Below are 23,324 nucleotides of genomic sequence, written 5' to 3'. Positions count from 1 at the left end.
CCTATATTGGAATTGAATGGTGAATTTCAATTCTATTTTAATCCCTTTCTGATTCGAAAGTAATGCAGACTCTTTCGTCGAATAAGATTCTCTTTATTTCCAGAGAACTTACCCTTGGTGGCGCCGCTTTTTTGACAGTTCGATACATTAATCGAATGATTCCTGATTTTGAGATTGATCTTTTGGTGACCGGTCCGACTAGTGATCAAGTGCTTTCAGTGCTTTCTTCCTCGGTTCAAGTTTTTCAGCTGGAACTTACCGATCAATCGTTCCCACTCGATTCTTTGGATGCTTTCAGTCAAATCAATCCTTATCGAAATTTGCCACCCTTTCAAAAAACTTATGACGCAGTGATTGGTAGTTCCCTTTTTCCAAGCTGGGAAGCCTGCCTTTCTTTTTCATTGGTTAGGGCTTTGAAGAAATATACCTTTTTGGTGGATGAAAGCTTGATTCATTATAGTGGATTTAATCCCGTGCAGCGATCCTGTGTTGATTTGTGCATCAGAAATACGGATGTATTCCTCCCTGTATCTACCAAATTGTGGTTGAAAATGAACCGGTATGCTAAGGGATTGGCAGGCAAGCCAATCCGTGTATCTCAGCCTATTGTAGAAGTAGACAAGGACTTGGAATATGAACCTGACGTACCTAATGATTTGCCCAGTGTATTGACTGTGGCGAGAATTTCACCTGAAAAGCAAATCCTTGAATCTCTTCAAATTCACCATCAACTTCATGCAGGCCGTGTGTTCTTTCGATGGTATATCATCGGGACAGGCCCTCAAGAGGAACTCATAAAAGCCGAAATAAAACGCTTGGGAATGCAGGATTACTTCATCCTCTTAGGAAAGTTGGAAAACAGGAGGGTCTTTTCTTGGATGAACAAGTGTACTGTTTTCACCCTACTTTCAGCCAGTGAAGGATGTCCTACGGTCGTAATGGAGGCATTGGTGATGAACCGGCCGGTGATTGCCACGGATGTCAATGGGGTAAATGAATTGATCGAAAATGAAAAAACTGGATTAATTGTCCCAAATCAGAAAGAAGCAATCGCAGAAGGATTGGCACGGATAGTTTCTGATGAAAATCTCCGAATCAAATTCACCTCAAACTTGAAAAAGAATCCTAGAGAATCTTTGTATTCGAAAAATGTGGAAGAGTTTAAACTTGAAGTTAAAAGGCCTCAGAAAATGAATGAATCGAGGCCCCATGTTTCTATTGTTATTATCACCTATAATCAAGAGAATTATATCGCTAAGGCTATTTCCAGCGCTTTGATGCAGGATTATCCCAATTTAAGTGTTGTTGTGGTTGATGATGCCTCAAGCGATCAAACAGAAGCACATGCTTTGGCTTGGGCTAAAGACCCCAGGTTTATATACCATCGAAATGAGGAGAATCTTGGAAGAGTAAAAAATTATCGAAGGGCGATAACTGATTATGCTCAATCTGAATGGGTTTTGATGTTAGATGGAGATGATTATTTGACCGACTCTCAATTTATTTCAAAGGCCATGGATTTACATGCTAAGGAGGGAAATGAATTTACTATGATGATTCAGGCTGGTCATCAGGTTGTATTTGAAAACACCCAACAAAACCCCGTGGATGTCCTTCCAGATTTTAAAGAACAGTCCCGATTATTTTCAGGTGGCGACTATTTGAATTTTGTTTATGATTCTGCTTTCTTTTCTCATTTAGGGACCATTTTTAAACGGGATGAGGCCGTAAAAATAGGTTGTTATACCTCGGATATCAGTTCTTCAGATATGGATGGACTCTTGCGATTGGCATTGGAAGGTTCCGTTTTAGTGATGAATCAAATCGCTGGGAATTGGGTTCAACATGGCAATAATGCGAGTTCAAAGCTTGATTTTTCGGAGGTTTTAGCCAATGTCAGGCTTTTTAGAACGATAGCTCTTCAGGCAAGTCTTCAGTATGCCACCGATATCAAAACGTTTGAGCCAGCCTTAACGAAGTATGAAGCAAATACATTGGCAAGTTTGTTTTTTGTAACACTTTCGCAAAAACCGATTCATCCATCCGCTTTGGTTCGGATGATTCAAATTGCGGTTCAAATCAATCCCAAGCTGATCTTTCGTAGGAAGATTTTATCCAGCTTAGCTTGGTATTTCAAAAAGTCTGCGAAGTATTCGCTTGAAATCGGATTAAAGAAAGCCGGGATTAGAGTTAAAAAGTAAATTACTTTCCAATACGAACTTTAGCTACTTAATATTTTAAAATCTATACCCTTTCCAAAAACCTATGAGCCCAACTGTTTATCAAGCATTTGAACGAATTTTTGAAGATTTTGACATCAGTGGGCCGGTATTGGAAGTGGGGGCAGTGAGTGGACCAGAAAGTCTTCTCGCTTTGAGGGGATTAAAAAATGCAAACCCGAAAATTGGAATTAATCTGGATGAGGAAATCACCTCAGCGGATCGAACGTTGATTCAATGTAATGGAAATGACATGAGTCGGTTTGAAACAGGCTATTTCAATGCGGTTGTTTGCAATTCAACCCTTGAGCATGACATCTATTTTTGGAAAACAATCAAGGAAATCCATCGGGTTACGGCACCGGGAGGATTGATTGTGATCGGAGTCCCTGGATATGCCGAAATGGGATTGAACACATTTGCAGGAGGAAATAAAATTGTGAAGAGGGTTCTGCGACTTTGGTCCAAACTTTCAAATTCAACTGTATTGGCAGCGGGATCAGTTACACTGGGGATTCACAACTATCCAGGAGATTATTATCGATTTAGCGAGCAGGCAATTCGAGAGGTTTTTTTGGAAGGATTAACCCAATGTAAAGTAATTCGGGTAATGAATCCGCCGAGGTTCATAGGAGTTGGTGTCAAACCTTAAATCAATGGATACCCAATTAATTCTTCATATCGGACAACACAAAACTGGTTCAAAAGCGCTCCAGTCTGCCTTTTTCTCCAATCGGAAATTATTAGCTGAAAAGGGTGTTTTTTATCCTGTTTTGAATCCTAAAAATCAGGTAAAAGCCTATGAAATAAGCCATTTTAAGCTTTTTGCAATCCTCCGGCATGAAGTCATGAATGAGCTTGATTCAGATTTAGCTGATGACTATTTAAGTGCTCATCAGTCTGTGATGGGTCAAGATAGAAACCTAGAAACACTCTTTCGATCTTTAAGTGCTGAGGTAAGAAAGAAAAAGTATTCAACCGTGATTTTGTCCGCTGAGGATTTGTTTGACATGCATTCTGCTCAGGAAATTGGATTTAATTCTGAATATATCAGAAGTGCTGTTTCAAAAATTTATCTGTGCTGTGATCAAGTGGGGTTTGTCCCGAAGGTGGTGGTTTACCTTCGTAGGCAGGATGACTTACTTATTGCACACTATAATCAATACATTAAGGGAGCAGCCTTTCCTGAACTAGATTTTGAAACTTACACCTCCCAATTTTTTCCAAGACTGAAATCATCGTCCATTCTTCGATTTTGGATGGATCAATTTGGACAGGAAAGGGTTCAATTTAGACCTTATGAAAAGGAAACCTTATCGGGTGGAATAGTCCCTGATTTTTTCGAATCCGTATTGCAAATGCCCATTCCCAAAGGATGGCAAGAACCTAAAAAAGATATTGAATCGGTCAATGCCACGCCTCCAAGGGATTATATTGAATTTATCCGAATCCAGAAGGTCCAAGGAAATTCAAAGAATTCATTTCCACAGGAATTGATTCTTCAGGCGGCTTTAAATTCCCAAAAAATAGGCCTGAATGGGTCAGAATGGCTAAGTGGGAATGAAAGAAAAGGCTTGATAGAACACCTAAGAGATGAAAATTTAACTTTATCTGATTGGAGTAAAAGGGCCACTGAATTTTATTTTACCGAATTAAATATTCAGTCTGATGCGGAAAATTTGACTTACCCCGGATTGTCTCCAGCTAAGGCTATTGAGATTTCAAAGCAAGTTCATGAGTTATGGACTAAGGCAAAAATGAATAAATTCAAAGCTAGGCTTACAAAGTTGAGCTGGATTGGAATTGCCTCTTTAATTCTTTTATTCTTTTTTATCAAAGCAATCAATTGAATTAAGAATAAATACGCTAGTAACCATTACACACAAAAAAAGCCCTGAAATAATTCAGGGCTTAAGTTTTTTAAAGCTGGCGGTAGGCCATAATTCCTCCAAGTACGTTTCGGACTTTAGTAAATCCTTTGCCTTCCATAAACTTTTTGGCATTTCCGCTTCTAGCCCCACTTCGGCAGTGCACGATAATTTCCTCGTTTTTATGGGCTTCCAATTCGCCTAATCGATCTGGGAGTTCTCCAAGTGGAATATTTTCCGCACCTAGGTTATCCTCTTCATATTCCCATTCTTCACGTACGTCCACAAATACGAATTTTTCTCCTTTTTCAATTCGCTCTTTTAATTCGCTTACAGTAATATCTTCCATAATAAATTTAGTTTCTAACAAGGATTCGAACAGATTGGGTGCTTTGATTGGAAATCAAATGAACCACATAGACACCGGATAATTGTCCTTCAAAATTAAGGATTTCTCCTTTTTCAGTTTTTCTTCTTTCCAATAAAATCTCTCTTCCAAAGGAATCAAACACGTGCACCGTGTCATGCTTACCTTCGATATGAAGTTCATTAATGACGGGATTTGGATAGATTCTAAAGGATGATTCTGGCAATGAACTTTCCTCAAAAGGTGGAGTGGAGGAGACATGAGGACGAATGAGCAAGGAGCCTTTAACTTCTTCATTGGCGACCCAGCCTGCGCCTACATTGTAAAAAATTTTATCCGCCTGATCCCTAGTTTTGTCTAGTCCAACATGGATAAAGTCATTTGTGAACTGGGTGAATCCAATATAAAATTCAACTGAGATCCTAAGATTAGTATCGAGTGGAAAATACATGAACTCAGAACCTGATTCGAAAGGGGGAATTACGATTTGTTGAGTTACTACAGGACGTTGATCTAACGATTTCCAGACGACTAAATCTAAAGCTTGATTGGCTTGATTTGGGTTTGTAAACTGAATGGAAATTCCTTTTAAAAACACCTCTTTTGGACTGGAATACTTTACTGCCAATTGCCCAGATCGCTGATTAATTCCAGCAGCATAATCTGGAGTCCCACCATCGTAGGCAAAATAATCTCGAAGAGGGAAATCAGTCCTTACAGTATCATTTTGGGCAAAATCTACTTGGTCATACCAAAGGGTATCTCCATTTACCAATTCAAATAGCCGTAAGTCACCGGTGGTTAAATAAGTTTCAAAAAAATAATCTGTTTCCTCCTGAGGAGATGGAATCTTATCAAAACTTCGCCCTTCGAATGTTCTGCGTTCGAGAGAGTTTGGAACAGGATCAAAAGGAGTGTTTAAGTTGATAGAAAGCTTGTTTCCTCCGACTTCATCTTGGGCAGAAATGGAAAACTCCATAGCCCTAAATCTATTTTCTAAATTATTGAACTCATTGGATACTCTAGACCAATTGCCTTCTTGAAATTCATCTAATAAAAACCAAGGGTATGCAGCATAGGCACCTAAAGAAATGTAGTTTGGTTGAGTAAGTGCTCGATCTCTAAAAAAGCGATCCTCTCCAGTTCGATTTGTATTTAAATAGACATAATCGATCAGCCAACTATCAAATGGTCCACTTTGTCTTCCAGAGGAATAAAATCTAAACTTAAAATCCGCATGCTGCCACTCGGGCTGGATTTGAATTAGTTCTTGAAAAAAGATCTCTCGGTTCAGGTCCGGGCCTCCGTTTTTTGTCCAAATGGTATTCCAAACCCCGTTTTCATCTAAATACTGAAGGGTGAGCTTGTCTGAAGTATCAGGTCCTTCTGATTTTCCTCCAGATTGCCAGAAAAAGCTTAAAAACAATGAATTTTTCTGATTGGAGGAAAGACTAGTTAGGTCAATTGATTTGCTGGTTAAATAATCACTTTCTCCTTGGTCTTTCGGTTGGAGAGAATAGGGTTTGCCATTTTGATCTACTCCATTTAAGACCAAAACTCCAAGAGATGGTGGATTGATTCCGATTGTTTCGGAGAATGTTACTCCTTCAAAATCCCATAATGTGGAATCCATTCCTTGGCTAAAGTCATCCCAAATAGGTAGCAACAGCTTTGATTGAAGTCTTTGATTAGGTGCTTCTACTTGCTTTTTAAATTTGTTGACCGGCAAGGGTTGAAACTCTACAAACTGACCTGCTACTTCTTCAGCATAAAAGAAGCCTAAAAAAGTAAATAGCAGGCCAATTGTAACTAAGCGATTCACGGATTAATTTTTAGAAATCCAAATATCAATCATATCTCCGGTACGAACATCTGATCCAGATTCTGGAACCTGAAGTATAACTTGTCCCACTGCTACAGAGTCTACTGACGCATAATTTTTTGCACCTATCCGTAATCCAGAACCCAAAATCAAAAACTCAGCTTCTTCTTCAGGTAGTCCAATTAGATTGGGAACTTTCAAGATTTGATTTCCCATTCCATCCCCAACTACAAGATCGATTCTAGCCCCTTTTGGTATTTCAAAACCCTCAGGAATAGCTACACCTCGATATCGTTGCTCAAGTACCACGTTGATTCCAATATCAGGAACATAAATAATATCACCTCTTTCAAGCCCCAAATTTGCCAGCATCTCCTGAACATTTTTCAGTTGGATATTAACCAGGTTAGGCATTTTGATGATTGGGGCATTACGAGCATTTAGGGTAAGGTAAATTCTACGGCCACTTTTCACTAATGCACCAGATTCAGGAATTTGTTTTAAAATCGCTAAAGCAGGATGCTCCGTACTATAGCCCGAATCAGGTGAGATCGCAAATTGTAATCCTGAGTTGTCTAACAAATCGGTAGCTTCTTCAAATGTGTATCCAGATAAGTCAGGTACAGAAACAGTCTCTCCGTGATTGGTGTAGGTGGGGAGGTAAACTTTTAAAAATAAAAAACCGAGTATTATCGATAAGCCGAAAACGATCAGCAGGTTAATGACTATTTTTCTTAAGCTGTAGGTAAATGAACTCATGGATAGAAATAAAGCTGATTAAATATAAGGCCCTTTTTTGAGGAACTCATCCTAAAAATGGCTTAATCTTATTTCCTTTAAATACAAAAAATCAGCCGAAATCCCGATTTCGGCTGATTTTAAGATCAATTAATAAACACGCGCTTGATCTCACTTTGGGTTGGACCAGTGATTTGAATTACATAAAGCCCGCTTCTAAATAAAGCCGTACTGAAAGTATAGGTTTGGTTCAGAGTGCCTGGATAATTCAATTCCTGAACTACCGCTCCCGTAGCAGAAATAATTCGAATGGTCACATTTTCACGCGTAGGAAGATTAAATGCTATGTTGACGAATTCTCTGGCGGGGTTTGGATAGACCACAGTCCTTCCTTCATCGGGAATAACCGGATTGGGATCGGCTCTAAGGAATAGCTCAATATTATCTAGGTAAATAGGAGAGTCGTTGTTTCCATTTGATTCAAAGACAAATGCCAGGCGAACAGTACCCTCTGAATCTGATCCTGCATAAGAACTAAGATCAATATAATTCCTTACGAATTCCCCTGAACTGCTGGAGAGAGCAGCACCTGTTCTAGTCCATACTTCCTCGTAGGTTTCCCCTTCATTAGCACTTGCCAATACTTTTAAGGTTGAACTTGCAGAAACTTGTCCTGCGGAGAGGTCAAAGAACACACTGGCTTGGCTGCTTGATTTTAAATTAAAGACAGGAGATCCAAGCCAATAGGATTTGCCGTTTTGAGGCGATTCTAACACGGCTAGATTGTCACCCGTTACGCCTGATTTAGGCTTAATAACCCAAGCTATTTGGTCTGATTGAGGATTGATAGTACTCCAAGGACTTATACTTGGTGTTGCATCAAAACGGTTTCGGAAAGGAACTTCAATGGTTTCGGTAGACTCTAGATTATACTGTTCGAAAACTTCCCCATTATCCCCATTTTGATCAAAATTAGGTTCTGAAATTCCATATTTCAGGTTGTTTTTACCTTCAGAGGTAGAGTTATTTAGCGAGAGATTCATGGATTCTCCTGGTGCAATAGTGGCTCCCGATGCTAAATAGGTTTGAGTTGAGGAGTTATTGGTTGTTCTTAGGAATAGGAATCTTGAAACAGGAAGATTGCCTGTATTTTTTATTCGAATGATTTCAGATTCATGGTTTCCAGAGCTAATTGGATTTGGTGTTACCAGAGATTCTACTCTTAAATCATAATTGAACTCTTCCTGAGGGAGGATTCGAATGTTTTTGATATAGATGTTATTTCCGAATGCATTTTTGGTTATAAAGGCAAGTCGGATTGCCCCCAAATCGGCAAACTGATTTAGATTAACTAATTCAGTTCTAAACTGAGCGCTTGAAGTTGGGATAAATTCATCAAGTGTGGCAGAGGAGGTTTCTAATCTAGCCCCAGATTTTACATAGGGTGGATTAACCAAATCAAATTCGTCACTGCATCCTTGGCCTACTGCGATCATTAATTCGTCCTGGAAGCCATTTTGATTATAAGGTCCATGAGCCACTTCAAAAACCAATTGAGCATTTGGATATTGGCTTAAATCGATTTGCGGGGAAATGATATAATCCAACTGGCCGGGGCCTTCATATTCATAGTGTCTGATGAAAAATGCAGGTTGATTTTGACCGTCTATCGTCAAGGAGGTTTTTTCCCAAGTGAATGACTTATCAGGATTTACAATAATCCATCCATCGGGGAAAGAATTGAAGTTGAATTGATATGGAAGATTGACAGCGTTTTGGAAAACAGGGGTAGATGATTGGGAATTATTATTGATCACATCATCACTACGATCATTTACTTGGATAATTTGAAATGTGTAGCTGTTTGATCCTATGGGTGCAGTAAACTCTTTGAAACTTAAAATAGAAGATTGGCCAGTACTCAAATTGAGCGTAAATCTTTTGCTTTCAATCAGTTGATTGTTAACTCTAAATTCAATTCGTGCAGAGCTAATTGCCGTAGATCCAGCATTCTGTACTTCAACTTTTGGAATAATAGTTTGTGCACAAAGAGCTTCTCCAGGTTCAATGATTCTGGAAATAGCCAAGTCCAAATCGGTTAGAATCGGTGCTTGAGTTGCACGGTTATTTACTAAGGTTACCCGTCTAGGACTATTTGCTAAAACCACGTCGAATCGTTCGATTTGGCCTTTAGTAAACAAGTTCATGCAAGGATCGGGCGTATAGTCCATGTAGTTTTGAACCATATTGCTTACCCCGCAAGAGAAGCGAGTAAGATTAGCTGTACAGGAGGTATTTGAAGCATCCTGAAGAGGAGTGTCGCTCACAAAGTCATCCACTCCACATCCGCCATCACCCCAAATGTGTCTAAGACCTAAGAAGTGACCTACTTCATGTGTGGCAGTTCTTCCTAAAGAAGCAGAAGAGGCATTTCCACCCTTACCGAAAAATCTATAATCTATGGTCACTCCATCCATGATAGCCGGCACAGGAGAAAAATTCAATCCGGGAAGGTCTGATACAGGAAAGGATGCATAACCAATATAAGGTTGGACCAAAGGTAGAACCCAAATATTGAGGTATTCTTGTGGGTTCCATTGTGATAGTTGACCAATCAAAACCCCATCGTCAGGGCTATAAACGGTCTTTGATCCTTGAAGTCGCACAATTCCAGTGGTTGGTAAGCCATTGGGATCTTGCTTGGCTAAAACAAATTCAATGTTAGCATCTCCAGCAACAGGTTGAAATTCCAGTGGAGTATTAACTGCGTCTGCATTAAGTCTTCTGAAGTCCTCGTTTAAAATTCGGATTTGCTCAAAAATTTGAGAATCTGGGATGTTTGCACCAGATCCCAATGATGTTCCATTGTGAATAATATGAACGACAACTGGGATGACCCTTCGCTCATTTTGAGTTCTGAATAATTCAGGCTTTGCTCCTCGTTCTTGGATTTTTTGATTCATCCAATCCTCAAAAAAGTCTGGAGTACCAAAATACCCCATTTCTTTTTCCATGATTAATTCAATGGCTTTTTGGCCACACTGTTCTGGAGAAAGAGGTGAATTGGAGGATTTGGTAGAGATCGTGTTTAATTGGAATTGCTGGGCGAACAATCCACTATATAAAAGCAATAACCCCCCGAAAATCAGGGGGAATCGTACTGAAAATACGGTAAAATTTCTCATTAGAAAGGATCTCGATCAGGCCATGGTCAAATTGACAGCTTCTACCCGAACAATTTCGGGGATGGCCCTTTTGATGGCCTCTTCCACACCTGCTTTTAAGGTCATGGAAGACATTGGGCAAGAACCGCAGTTACCCACCAATTCAAGTTTTAGAACAAAATCATCCGTCAATTCAACAATCCGTACATTTCCACCATCTGCTTCCAAATAGGGTCGTATGGTGTCCAAGGCAAATTCAATTTTTTCTCTAAGTCCTGCTTCCATCTATTAATTATGCTTTAACTTCTACAATTGATGTTTTATCCATAGCTGCATTTCTGATTGCGATTTGTCTGGCTACAGACTCCGCAAGCGATAAATAGGCTTCTTGTGTAATTCCTTTTTTCAAAACAGCAGGATATCCGCTGTCTCCACTTTCACGAATGCTCTGTACAATAGGTAACTCACCTAAAAACGGAACATCATATTTTTCGGCTAATCTTTTTCCACCTTCTTTTCCGAAAAGGTAATATTTATTCTCAGGCAATTCGTCTGGCGTAAAATAAGCCATATTTTCAATAACACCTAGCACAGGAACGTTAATTTGAGGCTGTCTGAACATAGATAAACCTTTATTCGCATCTGCTAAGGCTATCTTTTGCGGTGTTGTTACAATTACTGCTCCAGTAACTGGTACAGTTTGTACCATAGTCAAGTGGATATCGGATGTCCCTGGAGGAAGATCGATCAATAAATAATCTAACTCACCCCATTCTACATCGGAAATAAATTGTCTCAAAGCTGAACTTGCCATTGGACCTCTCCATACCACAGCACTATCTGCAGGTGTCAAAAATCCAATTGACATCAATTTTACTCCATATTGGGTAATTGGAATTATGATGTTTTTTTCACCAACTCTTTTTACCGTGGGTTGCTCTGCCTCTACATTGAACATTGTAGGAATGGAAGGACCAGATATATCAGCGTCGATTAGTCCAACTTTAGCTCCCATTTGAGCCAAGGCCACTGCTAAATTTGCTGAAGTGGTTGATTTTCCAACACCGCCTTTTCCTGATGCGATCGCAATAATATTTTTTACTTCTGGTAAAATCGGCGTTGCATCTCGAACGGTTGTCACCTGCGAGGTCATTGTAATATCCCATTCCCAATCCGCTCCATGGTCCTCTTCCAATGCCTCTAAGCAATTGTTTTTAATTACTTCCTTTAAAGGGCAAGCAGGGGTTGTCAGGACTACTTGAAAACTTACTTTTTTTCCGTCAATTGAGATTTTCTGGATCATCCCAAGGGAGACAAGGTCTCTTTTGATATCTGGATCTTGAACTCTTGAGAGCGTTTTTTTGATGGATTCTTCCGTCAATTGCATGAGGTAATTCGAATTTTGCGCAAGATAGGTGAAGAATGCGGGTTTAAAAACCCGTATTTGACTTCCTAAAAATGGAAACCTTACCTCTTGAAAAATAGTTTCTCCCAACCCTTTTTGGCTTAGGTAAATTCTTTCTCTTTAATTTGTTGCTTTAAGCCCCATTATGAGTATCAGCAAACTGACCACAGACAAAGTAAAAGAGCGCGCGGATATCGTGGAAGTGGTAGGAGACTATGTGCCTCTAAAAAAGAAAGGTCAAAACATGTGGGCCTGCTGTCCTTTTCACGGAGAAAAAACACCTTCTTTTTCAATCTCTCCTGCAAAACAAATTTACAAGTGCTTTGGCTGCGGAAAAGCTGGAGATCCCATTCAATTTGTAATGGATATCGAAGGGATTGGATTTGCGGAAGCTATTCGGCATTTGGCCAAAAAGTATGGAATTGAAATCGAGGAAGAAGAAGAGCAAACTCCAGCACAACTTCAGGAGCAAGGAGAGCGGGAAAGCCTATTTATCGCATTAAATTTTGCTAAAGACTTTTTTGTTAAAAATTTAAAAACTGAAGAGGGTAAATCGATTGGCTTATCCTATTTCAAAGAGCGTGGATTTACTCCATCCATCATTGAAAAGTTTGATTTAGGATATGCACTTGATGGATGGGATCATTTACTTAAGGCAGCTAAAGAGTCAGGTTTTCAAGAAGATATACTTCTGAAATCTGGGTTAATTCTTCAAAAAGAAGGGGACCCAACTCGACTTTATGATCGATTTAGAAATCGTGTCACCTTTACTATCCACAATGTCAGTGGTAGACCGATTGGTTTTGGTGCTAGAATTCTAACCAAGGATAAAAACCAACCGAAATACATCAATTCTCCAGAGACACCAATTTATCACAAAAGTGATGTGCTCTACGGAATGTTTCAGGCGAAGAAGGCGATTCGGGATAAGGATAATTGCTATCTGGTTGAAGGATATACTGATGTGATTTCCCTTCATCTATCAGGAATTGAAAATGTGGTAGCTTCTTCTGGAACATCGTTGACGGAAGGTCAAATCAAACTCATCAAGCGATTTACCAATCACGTTACTGTCTTGTATGATGGGGATAATGCTGGAATCAAAGCTTCACTTCGGGGTATAGATTTACTACTTGAAGGTGGACTTTTGGTTAAGGCAGTCGTATTCCCGGATGGAGAAGACCCAGATTCCTTTTCTCAGAAAGTTGGTACGCAGGCTTTTCAAGATTATTTGGAGGCAAATAGTCGAGATTTTATAGGATTTAAGATTGGCTTGTATCAAGATGAAATTCAACGAGACCCGATCAGAAAGGCAGAACTTATCCGGGAGGTAGTTCAAAGCATTGGAAAAATTCCGGATCCGATTATTCGGTCTGTTTATGCAAAAGAAGCGTCTGGCCTTCTCTCGATTGAAGAAGAAATTATCCATTCTGAATTAAATAAAGCACTTTTAAAAGTTCAGAAAGATCAATTTCAACGAGCCAAACAGGAGGCCGAAGACGAACAAAAGCTGGAAGAGTTACTGCCGATAGCTCCGGTAGAATTATCAATGGATGAGGCCTTACTCATTCAAGAAAAGGAAATGGTGAGGCTCTTGATTAATTATGGTTGGGAAAAACTTGATCAAGACGGGCTTCACCTTGGGCAATATTTACTAGATGAAACTGAGGAGATTGAGTTTCGCACCCCGATTTACCGAAAGATCTGGTCTACTTATCGCACCAAACTCAGTCATGGTGAAGTGCCGACTTATGAATATTTTTTAGAAACGGGTGATGCTGAAATAAAACAGGAGATCATTGGGTTGATTACTCCTCGTTACGAGATTTCTAATTATTGGCATGACAAGCACCAAATTTTTATCAATAAGGAGTCTGATGATTTGACTCAAACCGTTTACAAATCCATTTTGAGATTGAAGCGGCGAATGGTGCAAAAAATGATGGAGGATACCAAGCAAAAGTTGAAGCTGGCTGAACAAGAGAAAGTAGGAGAGGAAGGAGTTTTTGAACTTCAGCAGATTTATTTTGAACTCAAGAAGGTCCAAGTCGAGATTGATAAAGAGCTTGGAATTGTCATTGGTTAAAGCCAAACTTTCTTTGGTCTCGATCTGTTTAAGATTGGAAAGCGATTAACTTTGTCTTTCCGATTTAACAGTATTCAAATTCAATCCCTGTGGAAAAATATCAATTAGATCCCATCGAAGACGCAATCGAAGCTATCAAAAATGGCGAGGTGATTATTGTGGTGGACGATGAAGACCGTGAAAATGAAGGTGATTTTGTATGTGCCGCAGAGAAGGTCACTCCCGAGATCATTAATTTCATGGCGACTCATGGAAGGGGTTTAATTTGTGCGCCTTTGATCGAAGATCGCTGTGAAGCGCTTGGACTTGAATTGATGGTTGGAAACAATACAGCCGCCTTTGAAACTCCATTTACTGTTTCAGTAGACTTGATCGGTCATGGTTGTACCACGGGTATTTCAGCTTCTGATCGCGCAAAAACCATCCAAGCACTAATCGATGATTCCATTCATCCAAGTGAACTTGGAAAGCCTGGACATATTTTTCCTTTGAAAGCTAAAAGAGGGGGAGTCATTCGTAGAGCTGGTCATACCGAAGCCGCGATTGATTTTGCACGATTGGCGGGATTGTCTCCTGCAGGAGTTCTTGTAGAAATTATGAATGAGGATGGGACGATGGCAAGACTCCCAGACTTGGTTAAGGTGGCAGAGCGATTTAATCTAAAACTTGTTTCAATTAAAGATTTGATCGCTTATCGACTCAAAAACGAGTCTTTGATCAAGCGCGAAATTGGGGTAGAAATGCCAACCAATTTGGGAGAGTTTGACTTGATTGCCTTCAGACAAACCAATACTCAAGAAATTCATCTTGCCTTGATCAAAGGAACTTGGGAGAAAGACGAGCCAGTTTTGGTTCGAGTCCATTCTTCTTGTGTGACAGGTGATATTTTTGGTTCTTGTAGATGTGATTGCGGTCCTCAGCTTCATGCAGCCATGGAAATGGTTGAAAAAGAAGGTAAGGGCATCGTCCTATACATGAATCAGGAGGGGAGAGGGATTGGTTTGATCAATAAACTAAAAGCTTACAAGCTTCAAGAGCAAGGGATGGATACGGTCCAAGCTAACCTTGCGCTTGGATTTCCGATGGATGGACGAGATTATGGAGTAGGTGCTCAGATTTTAAGAGATTTGGAAGTGAGCAAGATTCGATTGATTTCGAATAATCCTCAAAAGCGTGTTGGACTTTTAGGCTACGGATTGGAGATAGTGGAACAAGTTCCGATTGAAATCCGACCTAATCCACACAATGAAAAATACCTTAAGACCAAAAGGGATAAAATGGGACACAATATTCTCAAATAAACTAGGTTGAAGTATTGAAAAAGAAGCGGTAGCAATACCTAACTTCTATTCGTCCAAAGTCGTAGAGTAAACACAAACAGAACGACCATGAAAAAGGCACTAATCACCCTGACTTTTGTGATGCTGAGTCTCGCAGTATGGGCTCAAAATCAATTTCCTTCTCAAATGTGGCACAAAGGGAATATTGTGCTAGCAGAAGGTGCCACTGTTTCTGGATTAGTGAAGTATGACCTAGAGAATAATTTGGTTCAATTGCAAACCGAAACAGTCACTACCTATACTGCGTCAAACGTAGAAAGCTTTGAGATTTTTGATGAAACCTATGGAGGGATTAGAAAATTCTACAGCCTTCCTTACGCAATCAATAGCAATTATGAGGTTCCTACTTTCTTTGAAATATTGACTCAAGGTGAAAATATTGCTTTGCTTTGTCGGGAATATATTGCTACCGATAACAGAGGAATGAATAATTGGGGAGGAGGAATGATGATGAACCCACTTTGGGGACCTGCTTCATTTTCGGGTTATCGATTGGCCTTCAATTATTACTTTTTTAAAGACGGTAGATTGGAGAAATACAGTCTAAAAAAGAAAGATCTTTTTACCATGCTTCCTGGCTATGAGGACGAAATCAATCTCTTCATGAGAAAAAATCGACTGGAGCATGATAGAAGAGGTGATTTGCTTCGAATCACTGCCTACTACAACGAATTGAAAAACTGATTTTATGTCAAAACCGCTTATCCTCGTCTCTAATGACGATGGAATTACCTCCAAAGGAATCCGTGTTTTAGTTTCCGTAATGAAAAAAATAGGCGATGTGGTAGTCGTCGCACCTGATAGTCCTCAGTCCGGAATGGGTCATGCTATCACGATAGGAGAAACGCTCAGATTAACCGAGGAGGAAATTTTTGAAGATGTTTTGGCCTACAAATCAAGCGGAACGCCTGCTGACTGTGTCAAACTAGCTAAACATTATGTTCTAAAAGATCGGACTCCTGATTTGGTGGTAAGTGGGATCAATCACGGCTCAAATACATCTATTTCAGTATTATATTCCGGGACGATGTCTGCCGCAATTGAAGGAGCTTTGGAAGGGTATCCATCGATTGGCTTTAGTCTTTGTGACTTTTCATCAAAGGCAGATTTTTCGCACGTAGAAGAATGGGTTGAAAAGATCGCTCGTCAAGTCCTGGAAAATGGAATATCCAAGGGGGTGGCATTAAATGTGAATTTTCCACCCAAGCGAAACGAACCAATCAAAGGAATAAAAGTTTGTCGTCAGGCGGATGCCAAATGGCAAGAAGAGTTCGCTGAGCGATTTGATCCTACAGGAAGGAAATACTTTTGGATGGCTGGAAACTTTGTCAATTTCGATAAAGGGGAGGATAATGATGAATGGGCCATAGCTAACAATTACATCAGTATTGTGCCTTGTCAATATGATCTCACTGCCTATCACTCCATTTCTCATATCAATAAAAACTGGGATTGGGAGAAGCTGAAATAAAGAATTGATTTTCTGTACATTTTATTGGATTTAACCTTCCTTGGCTGTGCAATAAAAAGTCAAAAGTTTTTTTTATTTGTAAAAATTTCATCACCCGTACACTCTCATCCTGTGTATTTAAAAGTCTCGTTTTTAGTTTCATTTTGTTTTTTAAGTGTTATTTCCCTTGGACAATCGTCTCTAGGGGCTGATTCTTCCTTGCTTAATTTGAAGAAAGGAAAGGATTTGGTGGACTACTTAAATCTGACGGCTACTTCTCTTCGCGAAAGCGATCATCCCACCACCTTAGCGATGTCGTTCAAGGCTGATTCAATTGCCATCACCTTGAATGACTTATCTGCTCGAAGTAGAGCAAATGAAAATATCAGTTGGGTATATTATAGACAAAGCCAATGGCAAAAAGCGTTTGAATTTGCTTCAAAGGCTTATGATTTTGCCTTATCCGCAGAGGATACACTTCAAGCAGCCCGATTAATGAATAATATGGGAGCCTTGTATTATGAGCAGCAAAATTTTCCAAAAGCCATTGAACAGTTTAAGAAGGGCTTTGAGTATGCAACAAAGGTTAAAGATTTACAGACTCAGATTCGTAGCTTAAATAACGTTGCCCTCAACTTTACCCAATCTGGTCAACAGGATTCTGCCATGTATTATGCTCGTATTTCTGTTTCACTCAATGAAAATGCGGGCTCACCTTATTTGACTTCATTTGCGCACCGTGTTATTGGAGATGTGTATTTGGCAAAAGGTCAATATGATTCTGCTCAGGCTATTTATAACCGATCTTTGGATATGGCCAGACAACAAGGAATCATTTCCTTTGAAACTGGAATTTTGCATCGATTGGGAAATGCCTATTTACTGGACAATAAACTCAGTCAGGCCAAAGAAATCCTGGACTATTCCATTGAATTATGTGCTGCAAATGGTTATCCGACTGAATTAGCACTTAGTCATAAACATTTAGCTAAGGTACTTGAGCAACAAGGAAAGATATCTGAAGCTTATAAACATTTAAATACCTATTTACTGCTTAATGACTCCATAAACAGTAAAGCGAATCGAGATCGATTGGCATTATTACAGGGAATGTTTGAGCAAAATCTCCAACAATCAGAATTGAAACTTTTGAAGGCTCAAAATGAAAGTCAATCCTTTCGTTTGGCTACTTCTAGAAAGTATATCATTCTAATTTCGATTGCTGTAGCCTTAATTTCTTTTTTGGTGGTTTGGATGTATTTCCTAAATCGAAAAGTATCAGCGAAGAATAAAGATTTACAGCTTCAACAAAATAAGATTGCAGAACAAAATAAGATTCTAGAAAATCAGTCTCGAGAATTAGGAGAAATCAATGAAACTAAGAATAAGCTTTTTTCAATCCTTGGACATGATTTGAGAGGACCAATTGGCCAAGTCAAATCGGTGATTGACTTGATGATCTCTGATCAATTGGATGAAAATGAGTTTTTAGATTTGATTCATGTTCTGCAAAAGGATATCAATTCGGTCAATTTCACGATCAACAATATTCTCAAATGGTCAATGTCTCAGATGGATGGATTCTCCATGCATCCTTCTACATTTAGTTTGAAAGCCACTGTGGATAATTCGATCACATTACTCAATCCAGCTATCGTTGATAAAAAACTAACCGTTTTCAATCAAATCTCAGGGGATATGATGGTCCATACAGATCAAGATTTGGCCGATGTCATCATCCGGAATATTTTGAATAACTCAATAAAATTTTCCAAACCAGGCGATGCAGTAACCATTTTTGCCGAAAAGGTTGGTAAGTTCATTGAACTGTGCGTAATGGATCAAGGAGTAGGTATGGATCCCGCATTAGTTGAAAAGATCCTTTCGGACGAATATTCCATAACCAAATCTACACCAGGGACCAAAAAGGAAAAAGGTTCAGGACTTGGTCTTCAGTTGGTCAAAGAGTTTGTGAAAAAAATAGGTGGAGAACTTTATATCCAAAGTGTTCCTAATCATGGAACAAGATTTTGCGTCAAGATTCCGGCCTCCAATTAATTGATTATTGCGCTACCTGTTACGAAGTGATCTTCAGCATTTAGTGGTTTTGAAATGATTCCAAACTCTTGCAGGTTGGAAACGATTTTCTCCAATTCACTTTTTGAAATAGCCGGAGAGATCGCCCATTTTGTTTGACTGAGCCATTCGATGGTTTCCATAGGATCCAAATGGTAGGATTGAGAAATCAAACCTGCAAGGTGTGGATCAGAAATTAGCTGTTTTGAAATCGAATAAATTTCATCTCGGACTAAGAGAAGTTCCTGCTCAAAATCTGTAATTGCCCTTTCTGTGGTAACCATTACAAAGCACGGCCATGGACTTTTTACTTCCCCAATTCGATTCATTATTCCAGCTTTTACCATGGGGGAGGTCGTGTACTTTTCCCAAAGGAACATCCCTGAATTCCCTAATTCCATGGCCTTAGCTGCTCCGTCCATGTTACCAACTTCTTCAAATGTGGCCGGTTTATCCCAAGAAAAGTTTGACTCTTTGATCAATACATTTGCCATTAATTGTGAACCTGATCCTTTTCTGCTTATCAAAAAATGAGGATCAGGAACATTTTTGATCTCTTTAAATGGTTGTTTTGAGCCAACGTGTACACCCCAAACCAAAGGAGACTCTACATGAAATCCAATCATTTTGAGATTGGGGTTAGTCTCAGCTTCCTTAAAAAAACTTTCTGTGAGTAAAATGGCAAGATCAGCCTCTCCCGAATTTAGGGCCTGAATCATTTGGCCTGATCCTCGCGATTCCTCGGTCCATTTTATTTCTAGGCCTTTATCGACAAGTTTATTTTCTTGGAATAGTAAACGAAATGGGAAATTGAAATGCTCGGGAACTCCTATAATTCGGATTGATTTCATGAGTAATTTTTTACAAAAATAAAAAGGTCAGCTATGGAAGCTGACCTGAATTTTAAGCCCGGTATTCATTAGTCATGAGTGGCGGATCTTTCGGTAATTAAGAGATTGGAAAATCCGGCCAAAATCAATAATGTACCCGCCAAAAGCATGGTATTGATGACAGCTTCACCGAAAATTGCCTTATAAAGAAAGTTAACTCCACCTAAAGCTGCTACAATCTGAGGGATCACGATAAACATATTGAATATTCCCATGTAAACCCCCATCCGCTTGGGGTCAACTGAGCTTGAAAGCATGGCATAAGGCATGGAAAGAATACTAGCCCAAGCGATTCCAACTAATGAAAAGCTTATGTGAAGCATCCAAGGTTCTTGGATAAAGTAAATTAGAATGAACCCAACTCCTCCAGCAATTAAACTTCCCATGTGAAGTAGCCTGCGATTAAGCTTGACCTTTGAAGCTACAAACGCAAGAATCAATGCATAAAACATCGACACTAAACCGTAAGTACCTAGATAATTCCCAACTCGATCGGCTGCATTATTGTAGGCTTCAGAACTTGGATCTGTCGCTCCAAAAATATGCTCTGTGATAGCGGGGGTAGCAAAGCTCCACATGGTAAAAAAGGCAAACCAGGAGAAAAATTGAACCACGCCCAATTTTTTCATCACGGAAGGCATACCTGCAATGTTTTTTACTATTTCATTAAAGCCAGAAAATAAACCCTTTTGTTCCTTTTTCTCTTTCTCAAATTCTTCGAGGTTTTCGGGAGGATATTCATCCGTAGTTAATATCGTATAAAGTATGGATGAGAAGAGAACAAATGCTCCAATTCCAAACGCATATTTAACCGAGTCAGGCACAACTCCTTCGGCCGCTGTATTGGATGCTCCGAGTTGGGTCATGAGCCATGGTAAATTGGACGCGATCCAGGTTCCGATACCAATGATTAATGTTTGAACTACAAAGCCATATGAACGCTGAGAATCAGGTAATTTATCTGCTACCAAAGCTCTAAAGGGCTCCATGGAAATATTGATCGAGGCGTCCAAAATCCATAAGGCACCCGCAGCCATCCAAAGGGCAGATGAATAGGGTGCGAAGAATAGCGCAATTGTACTTAGAACGGCTCCTACAAAAAAGAAAGGTTTTCTTCGTCCAAACTTGGGATGCCAAGTTCGATCGCTTAAATACCCGACGATCGGCTGAACCAACAATCCTGTCAAAGGTGCAGCAATCCAAAGGAAAGGGATGGCGTCTTTATCGGCTCCAAGGGTTTGAAAAATACGGGACATAAATCCTCCCTGAAGTGCAAATCCAAATTGGATTCCTAGAAATCCAAAGCTCATGTTCCAGATTTGCCAGAAGCTAAGTTTACTTTTTGTACCGGTCATTTTGGGTTGGGTGGTTAAGGGTTTAAACTAGCCCTTTTAAAATGATTTCTTCCTGGGTATGGTCTATTTCCACAAATCCAATCGAATCAATTTCAAAGTATGGATGATTATGCTCTGGTAATGGATCAAATTCAGTTAATCGCTCCAAGAACGCATAATTTTCAAAATTCAAAGCTCTAGGTTCACCATTTACTTCGATTTCTTTGGAAGTGAAGCCATGGAAATAAATTTTGATTTTGGAAAAATCACTCGGATAGGAGCCTTCAGATTTTTCAAAAGTCATTGCATTAAGTTCTGGGAGATAGCTTATAGATCGCTTCAAATATTCTCCGACTTGATAGTCAAATCCATCTCCAGAGTCCTCATAATGGACAAAGGTGCTTCCTTTTTCACCTTTATAAACATGGATATTTAAGGTTCCAGTTGGTTTTTGGTCCGTATGGAACACATCCGACTGCATGGCAAAAATGCTTCCTCCTTTTACATAGACTGGAAGGTAATTCAGCGGACAATCTTGGTAGATTACCTGATCACCTTGCAATTTTTGATCTGAATAGAGGTAATACCATTCATCCTGTGGCAAGAATACCTTGGTGATTTCTTTAGTGCTTTCAACAGGTGCTACCAAAAAGACATCACAGAAAAGATATTCGTTTTGGAATGCTGATTCATAAACTTTGGATTCCATAGGGTAGGAGATCGCTAAGCTTTCAGCCAATGGAAGACCAGTTTGGCATCGGTCAAAGAACTTCGAATAAAGCGTAGGAAGGAGACGATACCTGAGCTTAATGTAGTTTCTGCTGATTTCTTCCACTTCTTCACCAAATGCCCACGGTTCTGCGTCATTGCTATTGATCATCGAATGAGCTCGATAAAACGGAGCGAAAGCGCCAATGCTCATCCATCGAGCGAAAAGGCTTTTTGAAGCTTCACCTGCAAAGCCTCCGACATCATATCCTGAGAAAGCAACCCCGCTCATTCCGAGCGAATTTACCAATCTAATGCCTGCCATCATGTGCTCTTCTGAGGCGACATTGTCTCCAGTCCAAGCGGCAGCATATCGCTGTATTCCAGAAAATCCCGATCGAGTCAATACAAATGGGCGCTTGGAAGGTGCCTGAAGAAAAGATCCTTCCTGCGCACTTCTCGCCATCTGCATGCCATAAATGTTCCGAGCTTTTCGATGTGAGGCCGTTTCGCCATCGTAAGCAAACTCAATTAAGTTTGGTGTGAATTGTCCCCAAGAGGCAGGTTCATTCATGTCCGTCCAAAAGCCATCTACTCCAGCTTCCGTGTAGAATGCCATTTTTTCTGCCCACCATCGACGTGTCTCTTCTTTGGTAAAGTCTGGAAAAGCACACCATCCAGGCCATACTTGCGCTTCATAAACCTTACCGTCTGGGTATTTGACAAAAAGATCGTGCTCAAGGCCTTCTTCATAAGGATAATACCCTAATTGGGTCTTAATTCCTGGATCCATAATCACCACTACTTTAAAGCCCTTCTCTTTGAGCCTCTTGATCATGGCCTTAGGATCAGAAAACTTCTCTCCATCAAAGGTGAAAACCTTGTATCCTTCCATATGGTGGATGTCTAAATAGATAACATCCGCTGGCATTTTCTTATCTCTAAATCCCTGAGCTACCGCATAGACCTCGGTGTCTGGATAATAGGAATATCGGCATTGCTGAAAACCAAGGGCCCATTTTGGGGGCATTTGCATTCGGCCAGTCAGCCAGGTATAGCTGGAAATAATTTCTGAAATATTAGGCTTATGGATGAAATAGTAATCTAAATCACCGTCTTCTGCACTGAAATAAATGAATCGATTCGTAGACGCTCCAAAATTGAAAACTGTCTTATGCGTATTGTCAAAAAAGATTCCATAAGAACCTTTTTCGTGGGTTCCGATGTAAAAAGGAATACTCATGTAAAGTGGATCATCTCCAACTCCGTAAGCAAAAAAATCAGTGTTCCAGTTGGTAAAGGCTTTCCCTTTACGATCTAGATTTCCAGTTTTTTCACCTAGTCCTAAGTATCGTTCTCCCTCTTGCACAGATTTATAAGCCGAAACCTCAGTGCCGATCCACGAGACAGAAAGCGAATCATCCTCATTTAACAGGTTTCCCTTTGAATTGAAAAACGTCAATTTGAAAGAATCCAGCTGGAGCTGCACCGAAATCAAAGAGGTTTCGAGATACAGGGTGTTACCTTCTTCAGCGACTGAAAAATCAACAGGTTGAGGTGATGCGATTACCGAATACGGATTAGTTTCAAATTCATTGAAAAGACTTGCCTGAATCCGAATAATGTCTTCTCTAAAAATGGAAAGCTTAAAACTTCCATTTGTGGTTTTTCCAGAAATTCCATTCGCATTTTTCTCCCAAAAATTAACCTTTCCTAAATGCTGATTTTTGGAGGAATTTCTCTGTTTTTTATTTTCTTGAATGAGGTAATCCATAGTCACAAAATGAAGGATACCTGCTAAAATAGAAACGAATTGGAATGATAAAAATCCCTTATTCTGGGCCTTAGAGGCGTTTT

17 protein-coding genes are annotated in these 23,324 nt (G+C 39.7%); 8 read left to right on the top strand and 9 right to left on the bottom strand.

The genetic code is table 11. The features are described 5' to 3' along the window. Nucleotides 1-62: 62 nt before the first annotated feature. From AO498_RS12565 to AO498_RS12555, 3 genes are all read left to right on the top strand, one after another. A complete protein-coding gene (locus AO498_RS12565; protein ID WP_067548199.1) occupies nt 63-2,201 on the top strand; it encodes a glycosyltransferase in 2,139 nt (712 codons plus the stop codon). A 64-nt stretch (nt 2,202-2,265) separates the two neighbouring features. Then, a complete protein-coding gene (locus tag AO498_RS12560) occupies nt 2,266-2,871 on the top strand; it encodes a methyltransferase domain-containing protein (protein ID WP_067548195.1) in 606 nt (201 codons plus the stop codon). Between the two features lie 4 nt (nt 2,872-2,875). After that, entirely contained in the window at nt 2,876-4,069 is a 1,194-nt protein-coding gene (locus AO498_RS12555) for a hypothetical protein (RefSeq protein WP_148660235.1), read from the top strand. 70 nt (nt 4,070-4,139) lie between these two features. Here the strand turns inward: AO498_RS12555 and AO498_RS12550 are convergent, their stop codons facing one another. The 6 genes from AO498_RS12550 to AO498_RS12525 all read right to left on the bottom strand — a co-directional run bounded on the left by AO498_RS12550 (nt 4,140) and on the right by AO498_RS12525 (nt 11,565). After that, nucleotides 4,140-4,436, bottom strand: a complete 297-nt coding sequence (locus AO498_RS12550) for a rhodanese-like domain-containing protein (protein WP_067550476.1) — start codon at nt 4,434-4,436, stop codon at nt 4,140-4,142. A 7-nt stretch (nt 4,437-4,443) separates the two neighbouring features. Continuing rightward, nucleotides 4,444-6,276: a T9SS type A sorting domain-containing protein gene (locus tag AO498_RS12545; RefSeq protein WP_067548189.1), complete on the bottom strand. Its 1,833-nt coding sequence runs from the start codon at nt 6,274-6,276 to the stop codon at nt 4,444-4,446. 3 nt (nt 6,277-6,279) lie between these two features. Next, on the bottom strand, nt 6,280-7,035 hold the full coding sequence (locus tag AO498_RS12540) for a PASTA domain-containing protein (RefSeq protein ID WP_067548186.1): 756 nt from the start codon (nt 7,033-7,035) through the stop codon (nt 6,280-6,282). Nucleotides 7,036-7,160: 125 nt separating this feature from the next. Next, entirely contained in the window at nt 7,161-10,199 is a 3,039-nt protein-coding gene (locus AO498_RS12535) for a T9SS-dependent choice-of-anchor J family protein (RefSeq protein ID WP_102135893.1), read from the bottom strand. 15 nt (nt 10,200-10,214) lie between these two features. Further along, on the bottom strand, nt 10,215-10,463 hold the full coding sequence (locus AO498_RS12530) for a NifU family protein (RefSeq protein WP_067548184.1): 249 nt from the start codon (nt 10,461-10,463) through the stop codon (nt 10,215-10,217). Nucleotides 10,464-10,470: 7 nt separating this feature from the next. Beyond that, nucleotides 10,471-11,565, bottom strand: coding sequence for an Mrp/NBP35 family ATP-binding protein (locus AO498_RS12525; RefSeq protein WP_067550472.1), 1,095 nt, complete (start codon nt 11,563-11,565; stop codon nt 10,471-10,473). A 163-nt stretch (nt 11,566-11,728) separates the two neighbouring features. Here AO498_RS12525 and dnaG point away from each other — a divergent pair, with 163 nt between their 5' ends. The 5 genes from dnaG (at nt 11,729) to AO498_RS12500 (ending at nt 18,517) form a co-directional block, all read left to right on the top strand. After that, complete coding sequence (gene dnaG / locus AO498_RS12520; RefSeq protein WP_067548181.1) at nt 11,729-13,669, top strand: DNA primase; 1,941 nt, start codon at nt 11,729-11,731, stop codon at nt 13,667-13,669. A gap of 89 nt (nt 13,670-13,758) precedes the next feature. Then, a complete protein-coding gene (locus tag AO498_RS12515; RefSeq protein WP_067548178.1) occupies nt 13,759-14,970 on the top strand; it encodes a bifunctional 3,4-dihydroxy-2-butanone-4-phosphate synthase/GTP cyclohydrolase II in 1,212 nt (403 codons plus the stop codon). A gap of 87 nt (nt 14,971-15,057) precedes the next feature. Next, a complete protein-coding gene (locus AO498_RS12510; protein WP_067548175.1) occupies nt 15,058-15,693 on the top strand; it encodes a hypothetical protein in 636 nt (211 codons plus the stop codon). 4 nt (nt 15,694-15,697) lie between these two features. After that, nucleotides 15,698-16,480, top strand: a complete 783-nt coding sequence (gene surE / locus AO498_RS12505) for a 5'/3'-nucleotidase SurE (protein ID WP_067548172.1) — start codon at nt 15,698-15,700, stop codon at nt 16,478-16,480. Nucleotides 16,481-16,687: 207 nt separating this feature from the next. Further along, nucleotides 16,688-18,517, top strand: a complete 1,830-nt coding sequence (locus tag AO498_RS12500; RefSeq protein ID WP_148660234.1) for an ATP-binding protein — start codon at nt 16,688-16,690, stop codon at nt 18,515-18,517. Here AO498_RS12500 and AO498_RS12495 read toward each other — a convergent pair. The 3 genes from AO498_RS12495 to AO498_RS12485 all read right to left on the bottom strand — a co-directional run bounded on the left by AO498_RS12495 (nt 18,514) and on the right by AO498_RS12485 (nt 23,241). After that, on the bottom strand, nt 18,514-19,386 hold the full coding sequence (locus tag AO498_RS12495) for a type 2 periplasmic-binding domain-containing protein (RefSeq protein WP_067548166.1): 873 nt from the start codon (nt 19,384-19,386) through the stop codon (nt 18,514-18,516). The two genes, AO498_RS12500 and AO498_RS12495, sit on opposite strands and share 4 nt — an antisense overlap. Before the next feature lie 68 nt (nt 19,387-19,454). Then, nucleotides 19,455-20,780, bottom strand: coding sequence for an MFS transporter (locus tag AO498_RS12490; RefSeq protein ID WP_067548163.1), 1,326 nt, complete (start codon nt 20,778-20,780; stop codon nt 19,455-19,457). 22 nt (nt 20,781-20,802) lie between these two features. Then, a complete protein-coding gene (locus tag AO498_RS12485; RefSeq protein ID WP_067548159.1) occupies nt 20,803-23,241 on the bottom strand; it encodes a glycoside hydrolase family 31 protein in 2,439 nt (812 codons plus the stop codon). Nucleotides 23,242-23,324 lie beyond the last annotated feature (83 nt).

It is taken from the genome of Algoriphagus sanaruensis, from assembly GCF_001593605.1.
Lineage (GTDB): Bacteria > Bacteroidota > Bacteroidia > Cytophagales > Cyclobacteriaceae > Algoriphagus > Algoriphagus sanaruensis.
Note: the sequence above shows the minus strand (reverse complement) of the source record. Positions and strands in the feature narration are given on the sequence as shown.